Here is a 21,134-nt window from a genome sequence, read left to right as displayed (position 1 = left end):
TCACGTTATACCGCAGCGACCGAAATCTTGCCTTCACACACAAATGCTTCGAAAAGCCTGTCGGCTTTCCGAGATCATGCATTAGCCGTTTACGGCATCCTTCAGGCCCTTGCCGGCCGAGAACTTCGGCACGTTGCGGGCCGGAATAGCAACTTCCTTGCCGGTCGACGGATTGCGGCCGGTCGAAGCTGCACGGTGCGAAACGGAGAAAACGCCGAAGCCTGGCAGGCGGACTTCTTCACCAGCCTTCAGTGCGCCGGTGACAGCAGCGAGCACAGCGTCAACAGCCGTACCGGCATCAGCCTTCGTCAAACCGCCCTTTTCCGCGACTGCGGCAACCAATTCGTTCTTGTTCATTGGCATTTCCTTTCTTTACCTACCGGAACGGATAACGTGACCGGATTGGGCGGAGTTTATTCGAAACGCTCGCCAAACCAAGCCTGTCAATGGCAAAAAAGCCCGGTTTTCTGGGGTTAAACACAGAAATGCCGGGCTTTTGGCCCGGCATTTCGTTTGTTGGTCGTCTTATCGACTGTCAATGCGCCGTTGTAGCGCCTGCTTCATCGTCAACAGCAGCCACATTTGCAGGTGCTTCGGGCTCCGTCCACTCGATTGGTTCGGGCTGACGCACGAGTGCATGCTTCAGAACTTCACCAACGCGAGACACCGGAACGATCTCAAGATTGTTCTTCACATTGTCCGGAATCTCCGCCAGATCCTTGGCGTTTTCTTCCGGGATCAGAACCTTCTTGATGCCGCCGCGCAGAGCCGCGAGAAGCTTTTCCTTCAGGCCGCCAATCGGCAGAACCCGACCGCGCAGCGTCACTTCACCGGTCATCGCGATATCCTTACGGACCGGAATGCCGGTCAGCACGGAAACAATGGTCGTGACCATGGCGATACCTGCGGACGGACCGTCCTTCGGCGTCGCACCTTCCGGTACGTGGACGTGGATGTCGCGCTTGTCGAACAGCGGAGGTTCGATGCCGAAATCAACTGCTCTGCTCCGGACATAGGATGCCGCAGCGGAAATCGATTCCTTCATCACGTCACGCAGGTTACCCGTGACGGTCATGCGACCCTTGCCGGGCATCATGACACCTTCGATGGTCAGCAATTCGCCGCCAACTTCCGTCCATGCCAAGCCGGTAACAACACCGACCTGATCTTCGCCGTCGATCTGACCAAAGCGGAAACGCTCCACACCCAGATAGTCGGAGAGATTCTTGTCGGTGATCTTCACCGACTTCTTCTTCGTCTTCAGGATTTCGGTGACGGCCTTACGGGCGAGAGTCATCATCTCGCGCTCAAGGCTACGCACACCGGCTTCCCGGGTGTAAAGGCGGATCACATTGCGCAGTGCATCGTCCGTGAGCGAGAACTCCTTCGGCTGCAATGCATGATCCTTGATGGCCTTCGGCAGCAGGTGCCGCTTGGCGATCTCCAGCTTTTCGTCCTCGGTGTAACCGGCGATACGGATGATCTCCATACGATCCAGCAACGGACCCGGGATGTTCAGCGTATTGGCAGTCGTCACAAACATGACGTTGGACAGGTCGTACTCAACCTCAAGGTAATGATCCATGAAGGTTGCGTTCTGTTCCGGATCCAGCACCTCAAGCATTGCCGACGACGGATCACCGCGGAAATCCTGACCCATCTTGTCGATTTCATCGAGCAGGAAGAGCGGATTGGACTTCTTCGCCTTCTTCATCGACTGGATGACCTTGCCGGGCATCGAGCCGATATAGGTGCGGCGGTGACCGCGGATTTCAGCTTCGTCGCGCACGCCGCCAAGCGACATACGCACATATTCACGACCGGTTGCCTTGGCGATGGAGCGCGCAAGCGAGGTCTTACCCACGCCGGGAGGTCCAACGAGGCAGATGATCGGGCCTTTGATCTTGGTCGAACGAGCCTGCACCGCGAGATATTCGACAATGCGTTCCTTGACCTTATCGAGACCGAAGTGATCGTTGTTGAGCACTTCTTCCGCAAAGTTCAGGTCCTGCTTGACCTTGGACTTCTTGCCCCACGGAATGGAGAGCAGCCAGTCGAGATAGTTGCGTACAACCGTCGCTTCGGCAGACATCGGGCTCATGGTGCGGAGCTTCTTCAGCTCAGCCTGGGCCTTTTCACGCGCTTCCTTGGAAAGCTTGGTCTTGTTGATGCGTTCTTCCAGTTCAGCCGCTTCATCGCGACCGTCCTCGCCGTCACCAAGCTCCTTCTGGATCGCCTTCATCTGCTCGTTGAGATAATATTCGCGCTGCGTCTTCTCCATCTGGCGCTTGACGCGCGAGCGGATGCGCTTCTCAACCTGCAGAACCGAAATTTCGGCTTCCATGAAGGAAAGAGCCTTCTCAAGACGCTCACGCACCGAGAGAATGGACAGCATTTCCTGCTTTTCAGGAATCTTGATCGCGAGATGCGAAGCAACCGTATCAGCAAGCTTGGAATAATCGTCGATCTGGCTGGCAGCGCCAACCACTTCCGGCGAAATCTTCTTGTTCAGCTTGACGTAGTTTTCAAAGTCGGAAACCACCGAACGGGCCAGCGCCTCGATTTCGACAGCATCTTCTTCGGGCTCCGGCAGAGCCGCAGCGTAAGCTTCGTGATAGTCTTCGCGATCTGTAAACTTGGAAATCTTGGCGCGCGCTGTGCCCTCGACCAGCACCTTTACAGTGCCGTCCGGCAGCTTCAAAAGCTGAAGCACATTGGCAATCGTGCCAATTTCGTAAATCGCGTCTGGCGCCGGATCGTCGTCGGCAGCGTTCTTCTGGGTCGCAAGCAATATCTGCTTGTCGACGCCCATCACTTCTTCCAGAGCGCGAATAGACTTTTCGCGTCCGACAAAAAGCGGAACGATCATGTGCGGGAAGACCACAATATCGCGCAACGGAAGAACGGCATAAAGCCCGTCTGCACCGCCCGCTTCTGCTCCACCCATCGGGGTCTTGTCTTCAATACCCGTCATAACTCAAGTCCTTTCTCAGGCCTTTCGACCCGACTGCCACGCCGACGCCCCCTTTCATCATGAGGCAGGTCGCACAGCGTGCTTCGGTTCATACTTGGAGAGCCAAGCCCAGCAATTCAATAGCCAGTATCGGGGCAGCTTTCATAGAATCGTTAACTATCCTGCGCCGTCCCGGCAATTTGCACAATATGCCGCTTTGGATATGCCCCGATACAAGAGCAATAAGCCTATAACACTAAGGCGAATTGTCTGACTGGCAACAAAAAAGGCCGCTTTCGCGGCCTTTTGAGGATATTTTCAATCTCTTAGGCCGAAACGTTGCCCTTCTCGTCCTGACGCTCCGCATAGATGTACAGAGGACGGGCACTGCCATCCACGACATCACCGGATATCACGACTTCGCGAACGCCTTCGAGTGTCGGCAGTTCGAACATCGTGTCGAGCAGGATCTTTTCCATGATCGAGCGCAGACCACGAGCACCCGTCTTGCGTTCTACTGCCTTGTTGGCAATGGCGCGCAGAGCGTCGTCGTGGAACACCAGCTCGACATTTTCCATATCGAACAGGCGCTGATACTGCTTCACGAGCGCGTTCTTCGGCTCGGTCAGGATCTGGACCAGTGCATCAACGTCAAGGTCTTCAAGCGTTGCGATAACCGGCAGACGACCAACGAATTCCGGAATGAGACCGAATTTCAGCAGATCTTCCGGTTCCAGCTCGCGGAACACCGCACCGATACGACGTTCGTCAACCGAGCGGACCGTCGCGCCGAAGCCGATGGAGGTCTTCTCGCCACGTGCGGAGATGATCTTATCGAGACCGGCAAAAGCACCGCCACAGATGAACAGGATGTTCGTCGTATCCACCTGCAGGAACTCCTGCTGCGGATGCTTACGACCACCCTGCGGAGGAACCGAAGCAACGGTGCCTTCCATAATCTTGAGAAGCGCCTGCTGCACGCCTTCACCCGATACATCGCGTGTGATGGACGGGTTGTCGGACTTGCGGCTGATCTTGTCCACTTCGTCGATATAAACGATGCCGCGCTGTGCGCGTTCGACGTTGTAATCAGCAGCCTGAAGCAGTTTCAGGATGATGTTTTCAACGTCTTCACCGACATAACCGGCTTCCGTGAGTGTCGTCGCGTCGGCCATGGTGAATGGCACATCGATGATGCGAGCGAGCGTCTGGGCAAGATAGGTCTTGCCGCAGCCGGTCGGACCAACGAGAAGAATATTCGACTTCGCCAGTTCGATATCGTTGCTCTTCGACTGATGCGCGAGACGCTTGTAGTGATTGTGCACCGCGACCGACAGAACGCGCTTGGCATCCTTCTGGCCGATGACGTAGTCGTCAAGAACGGCCATGATTTCCTGCGGCGTAGGCACGCCCTCGCGGGACTTCACCATCGAGGATTTGTTTTCCTCGCGGATGATATCCATGCAGAGTTCGACGCATTCGTCGCAGATGAAAACGGTCGGGCCTGCAATCAGCTTGCGCACTTCATGCTGGCTTTTGCCGCAGAACGAGCAATAAAGCGTATTCTTGGAATCGCCGCCGCTGTTGCTGACTTTGCTCATTGCAGTTTCCTTTCAATAAACCGAAACGAACCTTGGGCTGTTCATTCCGATCGTTTCTTCCGGTTCGGACCCAGTAAAGAAGGAAAAACACGCCTTCTACCGGTCACAATGACAGTTGATACGCACTGTCCCTGTAGTCTCTAGGTTTCCGTTCACCGTAGACTCCCCGACCGAAGGAGTCTTTCAGTGACTTTTGCAGAACCTGAACCTTCGAACAAACAAAAAATAAGTTCCCGGCAAAGATTCGGCCTGATCTGACCAACTTTAGCGCCTTGATGCCCAACAGATGCTTAACGCGGCGCGTTAACCTTCACGTTGGTCCAAGAATTGAGCCCCTTTTGTGGCAAAAGGGGCCAAAAATTGGAAGCGAGCCGGATTCAGGCTCACTTCGATTCGTCGGCGCTCACATCGCGTGCTTCTACGACCTTGTCGATGAGACCGAATTCGAGCGCTTCCTGAGCGGTCATGAAATGATCGCGGTCGAGCGTGCGTTCGATGGTTTCGTAGTCGCGGCCCGTGTGCTTCACGTAAACTTCGTTCAGACGGCGCTTCATCTTGATGATGTCCTGCGCATGACGCTCGATATCGGACGCCTGGCCCTGGAAGCCGCCCGAAGGCTGGTGAACCATGATGCGGGCATTCGGCAGCGCATAACGCTGGCCGGTTGCACCTGCCGTCAGAAGCAGCGAGCCCATCGATGCGGCCTGCCCCATGCAGAGCGTGGATACCGGCGGACGGATGAACTGCATCGTATCGTAGATCGCCATGCCGGACGTCACCACGCCACCCGGCGAGTTGATGTACATGTTGATCTCTTTTTTCGGATTCTCGGCTTCGAGGAACAGAAGCTGCGCGCAAACCAGCATTGACATACCGTCTTCGACTGGTCCGTTGACGAAGATGATACGCTCTTTCAGAAGGCGCGAGAAAATATCATAGGCCCGCTCGCCACGGTTGGTCTGCTCGACCACCATCGGCACGAGGTTCATGACGGTTTCAATCGGATCTCTCATTATGGGCCTCTGGATGTAATGATGCGAATTGAGTGGATTTGAATCGTCGGACTACCATACATAGGGCGTTGCGCCCCTGTTCCGCAAGTGGTGCTCGGTTCCTCACGGAATCATGACTAATCCCAGTCGTTTTCCGGCTTCTCCGGCTTGATACCGCGCTTGTCGTCGAGCGTCCGGCGCGCCACTTCCGTGAGACGCGCCTTGACCCGAACCGAACCGTCTTCCAGGTCTTCGCGCTGCACTTCACTGCCGTGCTCGTAGATCCAGTTCAGTATGTGCAGCTCGAAAGGCGAAAGAACGATATCGATAGCGCCAAGTACGCCCGCTATCCGTGTTTCGATCAGACTAAGCAAGCGATCAACACCCTCGCCTGTAATGGCTGACAGGGGTATCGGGCGGCCTTCATCACCACCGGCAGCAGCCAGACGCAATGCCGCCTCACGGCCGCTCTCGTCGAGGTTGTCGATCTTGTTCCAGATTTCCACGACGCGCTTGCGATCCTGCGGCTCAATGCCGAGACCGGCAAGGATATTCTCGACATCTTCAGCCTGCGCGGCGTTATCCGGATCGGAAATATCGCGCACGTGCAAAATGAGATCGGCTTCCACTACTTCTTCCAGCGTGGCGCGGAAGGCTGCCACCAGATGGTGCGGCAGATTGGAAATGAAGCCCACCGTATCGGACAGGATCACCGTCTCGCCATGGGGCAGACGAATGCGGCGCAGTGTCGGATCCAGCGTGGCGAAGAGCATGTCCTCGGCCAGCACCTCAGCACCCGTCATGCGGTTGAACAGCGTTGATTTACCGGCATTGGTATAGCCGACAAGCGCAACAATCGGATGCGGCACCTTGCGTCGCTTCTGGCGATGCAGCGTGCGCGTGCGAACAACTGTTTCAAGCTCGCGCTTGATCTTCAGAATCTTGTCCTGCAACAGACGACGGTCGGCTTCAATCTGGGTTTCACCCGGACCACCAAGGAAGCCGCCGCCACCGCGCTGGCGCTCCAAGTGGGTCCAGCTGCGAACCAGACGACCCTTCTGATAATTCAGATGCGCCAGTTCGACCTGCAACGCACCTTCCTTGGTCCGTGCGCGCTCACCGAAAATCTCAAGGATCAGGCCCGTACGGTCGATGACCTTGACGTTCCATTCCTTTTCGAGATTGCGCTGTTGTACCGGCGTCAGAGCATGATCGACAATGACCAGCCCGATGTCGTTTTCCTTAACCGTATCGGCAATGGCTTCCACCTTGCCCGCGCCAAGCAAAGTTGCGGGCCGCGGATTGGCAATAACGGCGACTTCGGCGTGAATGATTTCAAGATCGATAGCGCGCGCCAGACCGACAGCTTCTTCCAAGCGCGCTTCGCTGGAGCGCTGAAACTGCGTGCGTGCACCTTCTTCGCCTGAACCGTTGGTATTATAGCGCTCCGGCAAAATGGGAACGACAACGGCAGCTCTGGTCGGTTCTTGTTCGGAAAGGCCGTAGCCCTTGTTTGCATCGTCTTTATGCGCGTCGAAGGACGACGCGTTTTTATCCTTGAATTTGGACAAATAAATATTCTCCGGGGAGAGCAGACACATTGCGCTCCATCATCAAGCACAAATAGGTCACCGCTATGCGTGTTTCAAATAGAAGACGCCCCGGGCGTTAAGCAATTGTATCCGAGTCCCATGGCTGGAACCCGGAATCATCGTCTAACAATACATCAGGGCGACGCGACCTCGATGGACGAAGCCGCTACACCCGAATGGAATTCGGAAAGCGTCAGGCTTCCTCACCTTCGAACATCTGAACCGGCTGGCTCGGCATGATCGTCGAAATTGCGTGCTTATAAACAAGCTGCGAATGACCATCGCGGCGCAGCAGCACGCAGAAATTGTCGAAAGACGTCACAATACCGGTCAGTTTTACGCCATTGATCAGAAAAATCGTCAGGGAGATCTTCTGTTTGCGTACGGAGTTCAGAAAAAGGTCTTGAAGATTTTGCGATCGTTCAGCCATTGTTTTTATTCCTTTAATCGATCAGCAGCCTGTTCGCGATACGTGAAAGCGGTGAACCCGCTCTATCTCTTTGTTTTCATGCATTTCTGGATCAGCAAAACCGTTTCAGACTTTTGCTGGAAATGCCGTTATTCCTTGTCGCATTTCCTAACGCAAAACCGTTTCACACTTTTGCGGGAATTGCTGTAGACGAGCATGCGCATTTGCATAAATCAAGCACCGGAACGCGAGGTGCCGGTACGGAACTGCAATTGCTGTGGAAAGACAACTGCTTCGCCCTCAGCTTTCGGTTAACAGGATGGGAATCTTTGCGCAACCGACAATTTTGTTGAACACGTGTCAAATATTGGTAGCAACGTTAGTGCGGCGTGATCAGCTCGCCTTGGAAAGCTCAATATTATCATTACTTTCGGGCAATGGTTTCACCTGATCCCTCATCCACATGTAAAAACTGCCGGGTTGTAATGAAACAACAGCCTTGTGTTTTTTATGGACATGGAAGCCTATAAAGTCCGGATGGTTGAGTGGCTCCAGACCGTAGGCCGGATCGTAGATGCGGGTCGCATCCTTGCCGACCCAATAATAGAAATTCTCACGCGGTGCTGCGTTCTTGAAAATCCCGTATTTGCGGGCGAGCCGCGAAATACCGTCATTGCCGAATACCGTGATCCCGATGGAGGCAGGCGTGACTTCCTTGCCAATCGTCCGGTAATAGAGTGGTCGCAATCGACCGCGCCGCAATCCCAGCCAACGCGGCAGAGGATAGGTCGCGGACATATAGGCTTCGAACTCGCCAATGATCGGATGATCATGCGGGAAATAAAGCGCTGACACGCCCACCCGATATCTGTTTTCGCGCGCAAGATAGGGCTTCGCCGGATCGGGATGGAACTGTTTCGCGAGAAACACATCGGTGTCGAGCCACACGCCCTGCCGGTGCTTCATCAACATGATACGGAAAATATCGCTGAACTGGACAATCGTGCGTGACGAACGAAAAGACGGATAGCCGGGATCAAGCCGTTTGAAAGCGAGTTCAGGCAAGACCGTGTTGGCGTCATGCAATTCCACGCCAGCGGGTACATTTTCAATCGGCGCGTATGCAAAAAGCTTCACGCGCTGACCGGTCATGACCATCGATGCCAGACAAATCCGATCAACTTCGCGTAAGCGAGGTCCGTACCAAAAGGTACAAATATCCATATAAGCCCCCAAGATTGTACCTTGATGACTTATACCACTCATATTTAATTAACTATATCAGAATTCTATCTTCAAAAGAATTCCAGGCTGACGCGGAACATTTGCTCCACATGTTTCACCGCTTCAGCCGTGGCGAAAATCACCACTCGGTCCTTCGGCTTGATGCGAACATCGCCATTGGGGCGGATAACCTGCCCGTCCCGATAGATCGCGCCGATTCGCAAGCCGACCGGCAGATCGAGATCGCGCAACGGCGCGCCGACGAGCGACGATGTTTCCAGCGCTTCAGCTTCAATGATTTCCGCCATGTCGCGATAGACGCTGTAGACTGCACGGATGCGGCCCCGGCGCACATGCTGGAGGATTTTGGAAACGGTTACCGCTTTCGGATTGATATAGGCGTCGATCCCCACCATGTGGGTGAAATCCTGATAGGCGACCGTGTTGAGCAAGGCCATGTTGCTTTTGCAGCCAAGGCGTTTTGCCATGATGCTGGATAGAATATTCACCTGATCCTGATTGGTGAGCGCAACCATCAGATCGGCATCCTGAATATCGGCCTCTTGCAGCAAAGCCTGATCCAGCGCACTGCCATGCAGCACCATGGTCCGCTTCAACTGATCGGCAATCGTGAAAGCGCGCTCATGATCGCTTTCGATCATCTTCACGCGGGTCTGCCATTTCCGGTCTTCGATAGCCTTGGCGACATAAAGCCCGATATTGCCACCGCCCGCGATAACGATGCGGCGCGCTTCCGGCTTTTCATGCCCGAACAGTGACAGCGTCCGGCGCACCTGCTCGCGCGTGGTGACCACATAAGCGAGGTCGCCTGCATTCAGCTCATCGGACGAGCGCGGAATGAACAGATTTTCATTGCGCACGACCCCGACCACCGTTGCCGCCAGATCGGGAAACAAATCGGTCAATTGCTTGAGCGGCGTGTTGATGACCGGGCATTCTTCAAGGCATTCAATGGCAAGGCCAATAACGCGATCATCGGCAAAGCGCAAAACATCCGTCGCGCCCTGCAAGGCGATACGGCGCAGCACCACCTCGCCCACTTCCAGCTCGGGCGAAATGATCACATCGATCGGCAGGTTTTCGCGGAGAAACAGGTCCTGATATTCGGCCTGAAGATAGGACTGGGCGCGGATGCGCGCAATCTTCGTCGGCACGTTGAACACCGAATGCGCGACTTGACAGGCGACCATGTTCACTTCGTCAGACAGCGTAACGGCGATAATCATATCGGCTTCGTCGGCGCCAGCCGCAGCCAGTACGTCCGGCTGCGAGCCATGACCGACGAATCCGCGCACATCCAGCGTGTCACGCACGATTTCGATGTGACGCGCCGACGTATCGATGACGGAAACGTCGTTTTCCTCGGCGGCCAGTCGCTCGGCTATGCCATAGCCGACCTGCCCCGCTCCGCATACGATCACCCGCATGGCTGCTCCGCTTGTAAAATCACTAGGTGCTTATACGCCGAGTGATTTCAATTTACGATGAAGAGCCGAGCGTTCCATGCCGACAAATTCCGCAGTGCGCGAAATATTGCCGCCAAAGCGGTTGATCTGCGCGATCAGATATTCCTTCTCAAAACGTTCGCGCGCTTCGCGCAGTGGCAGAGCCATGATGTGCTGGTCCGATTCTGTTGGCGCACGCGGCAGCGTGTCACCAATTTCAGCAGGCAGAAGATCAGCCGTCACCGGCGCATCGGCATCGTCACCGCGGGCCAGAATCATCAGACGTTCCACATTGTTGCGAAGCTGACGAATATTGCCCGGCCAGCTATGGGCCTGAAGCACGGCCATGGCATCGGCACCGATCTTGCGTGGTTTGATACCTGCCTGCCCGGCAATCTGGGTCATAAAATATTCGACGAGCGACGGAATGTCTTCGCGACGCGCTGCGAGCGGCGGAACCTGAACTGGCACAACCGACAGGCGATGGAACAGATCTTCACGGAATGTGCCTTCGGCAATCATCCCTTCCAGATTCTGTGCCGTTGACGAAATGATGCGCACATCAACCTTGACGCGCTTGGTGCCGCCGACACGCTCGAACTGTTGGTCTACCAGCACGCGCAGAATCTTGTTCTGCGTTTCGCGCGGCATATCGGCAACTTCATCGAGATAGAGAATGCCGCCATGCGCTTCTTCCAAAGCACCGACCTTGCGCTCGCCACCATCCATTTCCGTGCCGAAAAGCTCGATCTCCATGCGCTCCGGCGTGATCGTCGCGGCGTTCACGGTGACAAAAGGTCCGTTCGAACGGGTCGATTGCGCGTGAATGGCACGGGCTGCCAGCTCCTTACCAGCACCCGAAGGGCCGGTGATCATGATACGGCTGTTGGTGGGCGCGACGCGCTCGATGGTCTGTTTCAACTGGCTCATGGCCAGCGATGCGCCAATTAGCTCCATGCTTTCGCCGGAACGCTTGCGCAGATTGGAAACTTCGCGTTTCAGCTTGGAGGTTTCCAGCGCGCGCTCGGCAACGAGGATCAATCGATCCGCCTTGAAGGGCTTTTCGATAAAGTCGTAAGCACCGCGCCGGATGGCGGAAACCGCCGTCTCGATATTGCCGTGACCGGATATCATGACCACCGGCAGATCAGGATGCAACTTCTTGATTTCATCCAGCAAAGCCAGACCGTCAAGACGGCTGCCCTGAAGCCAGATGTCTAGAAACACCAGTCGCGGCACGCGGTCACCGATGGCCGCCAGTGCGCTATCCGCATCGAAGGCGGTACGGGTTTCATGACCCTCATCGCTGAGAATACCAGCTACGAGCTCCCGGATATCCGCTTCGTCATCAACTACAAGAATATCGGCTGCCATATCAATTCACCTGTCCAGCTATCTTTGTCGTGTCATTTCCATTGGCAGCCTCGGTTATACCGGATTGCGTATCTGGAAAGACCATCCGTATCATTGCGCCACGACCTCCGTGGAAATCCGCTGGCGCGTCATGCAATTCGAGATGTCCGCCGTGATCCTCAACGATCTTGCGAACGATGGCGAGGCCAAGCCCCGTACCCTTTTCACGCGTGGTCATATAGGGCTCAAGCAGCTTCTGACGGTCATCGCCCGGCAAGCCCTTGCCATTGTCGATCACGTCGACAACCAAATTCCCGTCAGCCTTGTAAGAACGAATGAGAATGTGCCCATCGCCGCGGTCTTCCTTGGCAACGGCATCAATCGCTTCGCTCGCATTCTTGATGACATTACCGAAAGCCTGACCGATCAGACGGCTGTCAAAAGAACCAGTCAGCTTTTCCGGTCCGAAATCATTTTCGAATTTGATGTCGCTGCGGCTGACTTCGATCAAAAATGATGCTTCACGCAGTGCTTCACGCATATCCATCTGCCGCATTTCCGGCTTCGGCATACGCGCAAAAGCAGAGAACTCATCGACCATACGGCCAATATCACCGACCTGCCGAATAATAGTGTCGGTGCATTGATCGAAGACTTCACGGTCCTCGGTAATGACCTTGCCATAACGACGGCGAATGCGTTCAGCTGAGAGCTGGATCGGCGTCAGCGGGTTCTTGATTTCATGCGCGATGCGGCGCGCGACATCAGCCCATGCAGAGGTGCGCTGCGCCTGCACCAGATCGGTAATGTCATCCACCGTCACGACATAAGAATGATCTTCAGATTCAACATCTTCGACCGTAACCTGCACGTTGAATGTACGCGCCACACCATTGCGCGTCATGCTCACCTGTTCGCGATGCATCGGCTTGTCCGCAGTGCGGGCGACTTCAAATGCCTGACCGATTTCCGGCGCAATGCTGCTCAGGCTTTTGCCCACCGCATCTTGCGATGTAACGCCGAACATGTGTTCCGCCGAGCGGTTTAGAATCGAGATCGACCCATCAGTCTCGATGCCTATCACGCCCGCTGTGACACCCGAAAGCACGGCTTCCGAGAAACGGCGACGTTCGTCAATCTGATCCTTGGCAGAAATCAGTTCGTTGCGCTGGCTTTTCAACTCCGCAACCATGTTGTTGAAGGTGCCCGACAAGGCGCCCACGTCGCCATCCGAAGAGCGAACGGGAACCGATACGTCGAGATCACCGGCGGCTACGTCATCGGCTGCGCCAATCAGCAGGCGGATTGGGCGCACCAGACGATCCGCAACCGCGATACCGGTCCAGATTGCAGACAGAAGGACGATCAGCGTCAGACCGAAATACAAAAGCGCAAACGCAATCTGCGTTGGAATGCGGTTCGCATCCATCTCCTGATAGCGTTGCGTGTTGGCTTCCATCAAGCGCATTGCATCGAGAATCTGCGAATCGACCCGGCGGACGGTATAAAGATAGACATCCGGTATCTCGCGCATCTTGATAATAGCGCCGACGTAATCGAGGTTGCCGGGCGGTATGATGACGGGCTTTCCGTCAGTTGCCGTTTTCAGCGCATCTTCAGTTGGCGGCGGCAACGGCGCTTCCAGACCTGTATTGCTTTTCACAACGATGGAGCCGTTTTCACGCACCAGAAATGCGCCGAGCAACCCGCGTCCGCGCGTCTGCAATGTCAGCAATTCAATGAAACCGCCTCGGTCCAGACTGTAAAGCGTGCGCTGTGCATCCAGATCCTGCAGCATCGAATAGGACGTGCTTTGCAGGTTGAGCGCCGTCTCGCGGATATAGGCCGTTGTCAGGCTCTGCGAGGAATTCACGATATCGCGCGTATTGGTATCGAACCAGCGATCCAGACCGAGATTAAGCGTTACCGACGCGACAATCGCCACCACAATCGCCGGAACTGCGGCAATCAGGGAGAACAAGGCGACAATACGAACATGCAGTCGCGATGCCGCCTTGCCAGACCGGCGTGCTGTTACGATGCGATAGACCTCGCGGCAAATCAGCAGAATCAGGAACAAAATCAACGCGACGTTGATAATGACCAGAGCCAGCGTGACAGTGCGATCAGGCGTGATCGGGGTGATGCCAATCAGAATCGCAAACGAAATCGACGCTGTAACAAGCGCCGAAACGACGGTAATAATGCCGGGCAATGCCAGAAGCCTGCGCCCCTCGCCCTTGCGCGACGATTGTTCCGTCTTATCCTTATCTGTGGTCAGATTCGCTGCGTTCATATTAACCATGATACCCAATAGCGTTGCATCTATGCAACGCATTGTGGCGAAAATGCAACGTTTGTTTTCGGAGATTGTTGATAATCAACAGCACACGCATGACGAGCGTTGGCTCGTGGAACGCTTTGCACGGGATAGTCAGAACTTTTATTCCCCAGTTGGCGGCTATGATTGGGAAATCAAAGCGCACAACCATCCCAACGCAGGTGGTCTGTTCTTTGACGTTTAGAGATGATGACTTCAAAATTCACATCATGGAAACAGCTCAGTACATCTTCGTACTTATCGCCGCCTCGCCCTTCGTGATCTGGGGCGTCGTTCTTTACGGCCTGTCTGTTGCGGTGCCACTCAAGAGCGATGCTGGCACAAGCGGGACAGGTGAAGGCACATCCAAAGCGGCAGATGGACAATCATTTTATCTGTCCGAACTTCCCGATGTTGCTATCGAGCATTATTATATTCACCAGACCGAACGAACACCCTATATTTCCAGCTGAAGACCATTCATTTAAAAAGAGATATACAGGCATAAATTCAGTAATCGATTGCTGACATGCAATATTGACTGGAACCAACTTCAAAATAATGCATTCTATTCGGCACAGTCATCCATGTTTTTTGGCTGATTGACGTGTCCGACCATGTCTGTTCAGACAATTCACCGGTCGGGCCACCTGTTTTACAACTGGAGTTCGACATGGGCATTTTCGACAAGATCAAGGGCGCAATCTGGGGTCAGGCACAAGCAGCGACACCTGCCCCGGAAACGACCGCAACAGCCGAACCAAGCCAGACCACGGCAGCAGCACCTTCCCCGACGGCAGCTCCCTCTTCGTCAGCACCTGCAGCCACGGGCGCAGTCGATGTCAGCGCTGTCCTTGATGCGGCAGTGGCGAAAAGTGGTCAGAAGCTCAACTGGAAAACGTCTATCGTCGATCTGATGAAGGCGCTTGGCCTCGACAGCAGCCTCGAACATCGCAAGGAACTTGCCAAGGAGCTCGGCTATACGGGTGACACGAGCGATTCCGCGACGATGAATGTCTGGCTGCACAAGCAGGTCATTCAGAAGCTGAAGGACAATGGCGGCATTGTGCCTGCCGGGCTCTGATATTTTTGCGGCCGGTTGGGAACTTCCGGCCACATAACACGTTCATTAACAGATGCTTGGAGCGAAGAGTTTATCCCGATAGATAAGCCGATGTTCCAAGCATTTGTCGACTGTTCGAACGATCGATCCGATTTCTTGCGGTGTAGCGTAAAGCGCAAACGCTTCGGGAACCTGTTATCACACATTGTCGTTTCCTAAGCGGGTCCGCTTTTCGGTCCCAATTTTGGAAGACGTGTTTCAAGGCTTGGTTTGGCCAAACATCGTGCTTGCTGGGCTGGGATTAAAGGAGTGGATCAAATGAGCGGTGCAGGCGTAGGCTGGATTGCTGCCATCATCATTGGTGGTCTCGCTGGCTGGATTGCTTCCAATTTCATGAATAGCAGCACTGGCATATTCATGAATATCATACTCGGCATCATCGGTGCCGCAGTGGCGAGCTTCATATTCGGTTTTCTTGGTGTCTCTTTCGGCGGCTGGCTCGGCTATCTGATTTCCGGCTTCGTCGGAGCCTGTATCCTCATCTGGATCGGAAGAATGATCAGCTCATGAAACAAGGCGCCAGTGGCGCCTTTTTTTATGCTTGCCAGCCTGCCCTTTGACTAAAAGTTCCTCATGCGTCGAACATGGCAAGCGTTCGTAACAATGTTTCGAACGTCGCTGGCTGGTTCTGATCCTGCTGCATATCCGCGATGGCATCTGTTCTTGAAGATGCCTTGCGCACAGTGCTTGGGCTGTAGCCGAACTGCTGCGTGAACGCCCGGGTAAAATTGGCGGCGGAATCAAAGCCGAAAGCCAGGGCAACCTCCGCCACCCTTCGATTTTCGCTAGCCTCTGCCAGCATGGCATGGGCAGCGAACAGTCGCCTTTGCCGAATATAGTTCAGGACGCCGCCCGACCCTTCAAAAAGCTGGTACAGATGCGTGCGAGAAACGGCCAGCTCACGGCTTAAAGCTTCCGGCGTCAAATCCCGCGACATGAGATTTTTCTGAATGAAACGCCGCGCCTTGGTCATCAATCCCAATTGGGAAATCTGCTCGCTGACATCGATTTTCTTTACCAGCGGCGCAATCGTATCGAATATGATCTGCCGCAGACTGTCCCGCAAACCCGGCAAGTCTTCATTGGTAGCGCGCCCGAGACCGTCCTCGAGGCTTGTAACGAAATCGATCAGCAACTTGGCGCGGTAACCGCCCAGAGTGACATTGTTGCTGGCTTCGGGCATTCCGCCGCGACCGGCAAACTGGTCGACAGGAATGATCAGGGACACAGATTCCGAAGCAATCGCCCGCCCCCGGAACGGATAGCCGAGCGAGCGCATATCGATCATTCCCGGCTCGTTTTCGGCGACGCGACCGTCAACGCCTGTCCAGCTATGACCGCTGCGCAAGAAACTGATCTGCCAATGGTCAATCGAGCTGAAACGAACCTTTTCCTTCGGCCTCTCATAGCTGAAGGCCGGTGCTGTCTGCTGGATGAGAAGCATGCCACCCAGGTCCCACACGGTTTGAGAGGCCATAAAGCACTCACTGGGGCGAGTTCCATCTGGTAGACGCAAGTCCAGCAAGGGTGCCATGTGCTGTTGCCAGGCGGAAAACTGCTCGGATGGCTCAAAACTCTCTGTGGTGAAAACCAGAGGCGCCAACCGGTTAACGCTGCCATTAATTTCGCCCAATGGCGACACCGGCACGCGCACCGACTGTCGACGCTCGACAAATTCCGAATTCAGATCTTGCCCGGTCTTGTCATTGTCGGACGTCACGGAAAATCCCTAATTTCACTGCTCATTTCAGGCGGTGCATTTCGGTATTAGACTTTATGCTAAGATAATAGCATTGGGTAAAATTAAATAAATCGAATTCGCCGGCGAAAGATTAAATTAGTTTCATGTATGAAAGTAAAAACTTGTCTTTATTTCTCCATTTTTGGAAAAATCATTCAGCGCGCATTCGTAATTCAAATTCCTAAGCAAATCCAATTGCTAAGAGGCTTGGTTGCTATCTGTCATCCTTCGCATGCTATATTAGCAATAGCTAACAGTAGACAGGCGCGCGCCTTTCATGGGATATATGCTTCACATCCCATTTGATGAAAATTGTCTCGAATTTCCGGCAGGAATATTAAAACGCGCTTGCTAAAACACCTCCAAAATAACCAACAGGAGGCAGTCGCATGAACAATGTATTTTTCAATGCTGTACGCCGTGAAAGCGTAAAATGGGTAGCAACGGCGGCAATCGGTATCGCAGCCACTTTGTGCCTGTCAGCAAACGCCCAGGCGAAAGACAACCATAAGCCCAAGAATGACACGCGTTCCGTTTATCTCGTCAAGTATCGCGTCAATAACGAAGTCCGTTACAATAAGAACCCGATGGGCAAGGTGATTAAAGTCTCGGCTTCGCAATATTTCGGCGGCAATTCCCTTGTCTGCACGCCAAGCGGCTTTGGTCAAAAGTCGCGCTGCTTCATGCGTGACTAATGATGTTCGTGGTCCGGATCCGGCATTTGCATTGGTCTTGATCGAGGATGCAAATGTCGGTTTCCAAAGACCACCAGCCCGCCAACTCCGCTCATGCACTCCTAACGCACGAAGTTGGCGAGCCGGTTTCCCCGCCTTTTATTTTTTGGCCATCGCTTTCATGCGGTCCAATCCCTTCCCGACCAGATCGCCCCGCACAATCTTTTGCGCTTCATCGGTCTGTTTCGGAGGGTTATTCCGGAATACGTACCAGTCGCCGCCAATAGAGCGCTTTTGGTAGATCACGCCTGCCTTCTCGCGGTGCAAGAAGCAGGTTATATCTCCGCCACCGCCGCTCGCCTTGTTACGCCAGTAAGCCTGCATGCAGAGCTTTCCGCCGTCAGTTGCGTACCAGCGTCCTTCGCCATAGGACCAGGCTTTGCCTTTTTGAGACCACGCGGTAAATTTGTGACCGTTGGCTGAAAAGAAGCCGCCGCCATCCTTCCATTTCCATGTCTTGCCCGCATAGATCGCCTCTAGCGCCTGTGCGGACATTGGTGATGCCGCAGCGGCCAGCTTGGCCGTTGCATCGTCGGTTTTTGGCTTTGGCGCAGCTTCGGCTACACCTGCCACGAGGAGTACGGACAGCGCCGCACTCACGGCTGTGAAACGGATCGAAAACATTTTGCTTTCCTGTCCAATCGTTTAACGGTCGGGGTTAGACGTTCAGTTTTAATCCAAAGGATGGTTCGCAACGCGCCAGTCAGGCCGTCCGACACCCCTTGGCCAAGGATAAACTTCGCGGTCGTTGAAATAGACGACGGCTGTCAGCGCCGGGAATTCCGGTTGAGGCTTGTTGGCCTCTGCGGCCCATGCCCGGACATAATCGTCGCTGCCTTCATAACCGAGTTCCGCAATCACGATCGGCTTGTTAAAGGCCACGACCCGATCATAACCCGGCTTTGCGCGTTCGACGAAACTCGTGGGACGACCAACCTCCAGCTTGTCGTAAGGCTCGTAGCCGAACACCGAGAGGCCAATCACATCCACGAAAGCGTCACCGGGATAGTAGGCCTGAAGCCCCTCTTCTCCCTTTGGCGACCACATATATTTGGCGTTTGGCAAAGTCTTTTTGCAAACCTTGACCACATGCTGATAAGCGGCAATGTATCCCTGCGGCGACCAGTAGGACCAGGTGAACTGTCCCGATTTGTCGTCCATTTCCTGTGCCCAGCGAATGGTCACCGGGCTTTTCAGTTTTGACGCTGCCGAACAGACGGCGCCCATGTTGGAGTCGTAACGACCGTTTTCGATCCCGCTCAAAAGTGCGTCGGGAGCAACGCGCCAGTCACGCGCCCATGACCAGGGTTCGATAGTGATCAGCAATTCACGACCGCGTTCTCGCGCATAGGAATCCGCCTGGGCAAGGCTCGTCAGATCCACATCTTCCCATGGCAAGAAGAGATGTTCGATCTTCGAGTTGGGATCGTTTGTGTAATCCCCGTGCGGATCGTAAGCGCCGGGCTTGATCGAATTCGGCGTGATGACCGGGCGCTTGTCGTGGAACAGATTGCGCGTATCGACTGTCGCACCGGAAACGCCGCTCGCGGCGTAAACGGCAGTGGAGACAAGTGCTCCGCAGAGCAAAATAGAGGCTATCTTATAAGGGGTTTTCATGGCCCCCTCCCTTCTATTGTTTTGGCGATTGCGGAGTCGTTGCTTCCGCTTTCAGCGCGCCATTCTTTTGTTCCGTTGAAAGACTGATGGATACGAGCTTGCGCGCTTCGTCGTCCGCCCGGCCGTCGGCATGACGGAAGACGTACCAAACGCCATTGGGCTCGCGCTTTTGATAGACAACGCCATCACCAATACGGTGCGAAAAGCATGTCTTGACCGGAAACTTGCCCTGATCGGTATGCCAGTCAGCCTTCAGGCACATCAGCCCGGTCTTGGTGATCATCCAGCGACCTTCGGCCCAGGCTTTGCCCTTTTCGCCATCAACACGTGCGGTGAAACGACGATCCGTGATCTGCATCTGACCCGAGCCATCGGCCCATTGCCAGTTCTTGTCACGGTAAAGTGTGTAGATTTCAAACGGCGTCATCACACGCGTGCCGGTGGGGGCATTATCACCGGGCATGGCAGCGGCATCGGCTGCGCCTGCGGCAAGCCCCGTCAGGCCAGCCATCAGGGCAAGAGATGCACGAGTCAGCTTACCTCGGCGGCTGGAAGAGCGGCCGGTATCAAACATCGATAGTTTCATTTGATCCTCCCACAACTTTGAGATTGCGCGCGCCCGCCTGGGGTTCTTGTGGTGGGCGGACGCGCGCCTGCGGCAGCGGGTTTATTGATTTTATTTCCTGCCGCAGATGAACGGGGCGACCGATGGTCGAAACACGAAATCCAAGTCTTTCGGCCGCGGTTCGGGAAAAAACATTTCTGAGATCAACGAGAACAGCCCGGCGCATCAGGCGCTTTATGCGAGCGAGGTCGAGTTTGCGAATGCTGTCCCATTCGGTCACGATCACAGCGGCGTCCGCATCTGTGACGCAGTCATAGGGGTTCTCGAAAAACTCCACATCAGTCAGGATGCGGCGCGCATTCTCGATACCGACCGGGTCGTGCGCCTGTATACGTGCACCAAAACGCTGCAAAGTTTCGATCAGCGGAATGGACGGCGCATCGCGCATATCGTCTGTATCCGGCTTGAAGGTCAGTCCAAGGACGGCAATCGTCCGGCCCTCAATATCTCCGCCGAGCGCATCCATAACCTTCAGCGCCATGCGACGCTTGCGCGCTTCGTTTGCGGTCACGGTTTCCTCAACCAGACGCAGGGCGACACCGTGGTCCTGCGCGGTGCGCAGCAAAGCAATCGTATCTTTCGGGAAGCAGGAACCGCCATAGCCGGGGCCTGCATTCAGAAAGCTGGTGCCGATCCGCTTGTCCAGCCCCATGCCCAGAGCCAGATCGGTAACGTCGCTGCCCACTTCCTCGCAGAGATCGGCGAGTTCATTGATGAAAGTGATCTTGGTGGCGAGGAAGGCATTCGCCGCATACTTGATCAGCTCCGATGTACGGCGCTGCGTCACCACGATGGGCGTCTCGTTTGCCTCCAGCGCCGCGCTGTAAAGCTCAACGAGAAGCTTGCGCGCCCGCTCGTCTTCAACGCCGATCACCACGCGATCGGGTTCCAGAAAATCGCGAATTGCAACACCTTCGCGCAGGAATTCCGGGTTGGATGCGACCGAGAAGGTTCCTTGCTTACGCACCGAACCGATAATCTTCTGCACCACATCACCGGTACCGACCGGAACGGTGGACTTCACGACCACAACCGTATTGTCATCGATCAGCGGAGCCAGTTCGCGGGCGGCCATATAGACGAATGACAGGTCGGCATCGCCATGTCCGGCGCGTGCTGGCGTACCGACAGCGATGAGCACGAGCTGCGCGCCCTTGACCGCGTCCGCCAGATTGCAGGTGAAGCTGAGACGGCCAAAGGCGAAGTTGCGTTCGACCAGTTCATCAAGCCCCGGTTCGTAAATGGGCACGACGCCGCGTTCCAGTCCGGAAATCTTCTGCGCGTCCTTATCCACGCAGACAACCTCATGCCCCCAGGCGGCGAAGCAGGTGCCGCTGACCAAACCGACATAACCCGTTCCAATGACAGCGATCTTCATAACAAG

At 54.9% G+C, this 21,134-nt stretch carries 19 protein-coding genes; 4 read left to right on the top strand and 15 right to left on the bottom strand.

Annotated features, from left to right (window positions below; translation table 11 throughout):
* Window positions 1–81: 81 nt before the first annotated feature.
* The 10 genes from QBD01_RS17515 to QBD01_RS17470 form a co-directional block, all read right to left on the bottom strand.
* Window positions 82–357, bottom strand: a complete 276-nt coding sequence (locus tag QBD01_RS17515) for an HU family DNA-binding protein (RefSeq protein WP_006470422.1) — start codon at window positions 355–357, stop codon at window positions 82–84.
* A gap of 178 nt (window positions 358–535) precedes the next feature.
* The gene (gene lon, locus QBD01_RS17510) at window positions 536–2,974 is read right to left on the bottom strand and encodes an endopeptidase La (RefSeq protein WP_182520423.1); all 2,439 of its coding nucleotides are present in this window, start codon (window positions 2,972–2,974) and stop codon (window positions 536–538) included.
* A gap of 305 nt (window positions 2,975–3,279) precedes the next feature.
* Entirely contained in the window at window positions 3,280–4,554 is a 1,275-nt protein-coding gene (gene clpX / locus QBD01_RS17505) for an ATP-dependent Clp protease ATP-binding subunit ClpX (RefSeq protein WP_078338598.1), read from the bottom strand.
* A 383-nt stretch (window positions 4,555–4,937) separates the two neighbouring features.
* Complete coding sequence (gene clpP / locus QBD01_RS17500) at window positions 4,938–5,567, bottom strand: ATP-dependent Clp endopeptidase proteolytic subunit ClpP (RefSeq protein WP_078338597.1); 630 nt, start codon at window positions 5,565–5,567, stop codon at window positions 4,938–4,940.
* Window positions 5,568–5,683: 116 nt separating this feature from the next.
* Window positions 5,684–7,117: a GTPase HflX gene (hflX, locus tag QBD01_RS17495; protein ID WP_280993881.1), complete on the bottom strand. Its 1,434-nt coding sequence runs from the start codon at window positions 7,115–7,117 to the stop codon at window positions 5,684–5,686.
* 214 nt (window positions 7,118–7,331) lie between these two features.
* Complete coding sequence (gene hfq / locus QBD01_RS17490) at window positions 7,332–7,568, bottom strand: RNA chaperone Hfq (RefSeq protein WP_002964239.1); 237 nt, start codon at window positions 7,566–7,568, stop codon at window positions 7,332–7,334.
* Between the two features lie 372 nt (window positions 7,569–7,940).
* Window positions 7,941–8,771, bottom strand: a complete 831-nt coding sequence (locus QBD01_RS17485) for a hypothetical protein (RefSeq protein ID WP_280993880.1) — start codon at window positions 8,769–8,771, stop codon at window positions 7,941–7,943.
* 71 nt (window positions 8,772–8,842) lie between these two features.
* Window positions 8,843–10,219, bottom strand: a complete 1,377-nt coding sequence (gene trkA, locus QBD01_RS17480) for a Trk system potassium transporter TrkA (RefSeq protein WP_109368955.1) — start codon at window positions 10,217–10,219, stop codon at window positions 8,843–8,845.
* 30 nt (window positions 10,220–10,249) lie between these two features.
* On the bottom strand, window positions 10,250–11,611 hold the full coding sequence (locus QBD01_RS17475) for a sigma-54 dependent transcriptional regulator (protein ID WP_280993879.1): 1,362 nt from the start codon (window positions 11,609–11,611) through the stop codon (window positions 10,250–10,252).
* A gap of 1 nt (window position 11,612) precedes the next feature.
* Complete coding sequence (locus QBD01_RS17470) at window positions 11,613–13,928, bottom strand: PAS domain-containing sensor histidine kinase (RefSeq protein WP_280993878.1); 2,316 nt, start codon at window positions 13,926–13,928, stop codon at window positions 11,613–11,615.
* A 56-nt stretch (window positions 13,929–13,984) separates the two neighbouring features.
* Here QBD01_RS17470 and QBD01_RS17465 point away from each other — a divergent pair, with 56 nt between their 5' ends.
* The 3 genes from QBD01_RS17465 to QBD01_RS17455 all read left to right on the top strand — a co-directional run bounded on the left by QBD01_RS17465 (window position 13,985) and on the right by QBD01_RS17455 (window position 15,543).
* Window positions 13,985–14,383, top strand: a complete 399-nt coding sequence (locus QBD01_RS17465; RefSeq protein WP_280993877.1) for a hypothetical protein — start codon at window positions 13,985–13,987, stop codon at window positions 14,381–14,383.
* Window positions 14,384–14,583: 200 nt separating this feature from the next.
* Complete coding sequence (locus QBD01_RS17460) at window positions 14,584–14,994, top strand: DUF3597 domain-containing protein (RefSeq protein WP_280993876.1); 411 nt, start codon at window positions 14,584–14,586, stop codon at window positions 14,992–14,994.
* A 297-nt stretch (window positions 14,995–15,291) separates the two neighbouring features.
* A complete protein-coding gene (locus tag QBD01_RS17455) occupies window positions 15,292–15,543 on the top strand; it encodes a GlsB/YeaQ/YmgE family stress response membrane protein (RefSeq protein WP_280993875.1) in 252 nt (83 codons plus the stop codon).
* A gap of 61 nt (window positions 15,544–15,604) precedes the next feature.
* Here the strand turns inward: QBD01_RS17455 and QBD01_RS17450 are convergent, their stop codons facing one another.
* Window positions 15,605–16,753 (bottom strand): AraC family transcriptional regulator, encoded by a 1,149-nt coding sequence (locus QBD01_RS17450; protein ID WP_280993874.1) that lies wholly within the window; start codon window positions 16,751–16,753, stop codon window positions 15,605–15,607.
* 410 nt (window positions 16,754–17,163) lie between these two features.
* Between QBD01_RS17450 and QBD01_RS17445 the strand changes: the two genes are divergently transcribed.
* Complete coding sequence (locus QBD01_RS17445) at window positions 17,164–17,469, top strand: hypothetical protein (RefSeq protein WP_280993873.1); 306 nt, start codon at window positions 17,164–17,166, stop codon at window positions 17,467–17,469.
* Window positions 17,470–17,607: 138 nt separating this feature from the next.
* On the opposite strand, the gene QBD01_RS17440 is transcribed toward QBD01_RS17445, so the two are convergent.
* Genes QBD01_RS17440 through QBD01_RS17425 form a run of 4 tightly spaced genes read right to left on the bottom strand, consistent with a single transcriptional unit; the run spans window position 17,608 to window position 21,128 of the window.
* Entirely contained in the window at window positions 17,608–18,132 is a 525-nt protein-coding gene (locus QBD01_RS17440; protein ID WP_280993872.1) for a DUF995 domain-containing protein, read from the bottom strand.
* Window positions 18,133–18,180: 48 nt separating this feature from the next.
* Window positions 18,181–19,125: a glycoside hydrolase family 26 protein gene (locus QBD01_RS17435; RefSeq protein WP_280993871.1), complete on the bottom strand. Its 945-nt coding sequence runs from the start codon at window positions 19,123–19,125 to the stop codon at window positions 18,181–18,183.
* A 13-nt stretch (window positions 19,126–19,138) separates the two neighbouring features.
* Window positions 19,139–19,711, bottom strand: a complete 573-nt coding sequence (locus QBD01_RS17430) for a DUF995 domain-containing protein (protein WP_392391434.1) — start codon at window positions 19,709–19,711, stop codon at window positions 19,139–19,141.
* Window positions 19,692–21,128 (bottom strand): UDP-glucose/GDP-mannose dehydrogenase family protein, encoded by a 1,437-nt coding sequence (locus QBD01_RS17425; RefSeq protein ID WP_280993870.1) that lies wholly within the window; start codon window positions 21,126–21,128, stop codon window positions 19,692–19,694. The genes QBD01_RS17430 and QBD01_RS17425 overlap by 20 nt, the downstream gene beginning before the upstream one ends.
* Window positions 21,129–21,134 lie beyond the last annotated feature (6 nt).

The organism is Ochrobactrum sp. 19YEA23, from assembly GCF_029909865.1.
Taxonomy (GTDB): domain Bacteria; phylum Pseudomonadota; class Alphaproteobacteria; order Rhizobiales; family Rhizobiaceae; genus Brucella; species Brucella gambitense.
The sequence above is the reverse complement of the archived record's forward strand: the minus strand, read 5'-3'. Positions and strand labels throughout refer to the sequence as shown.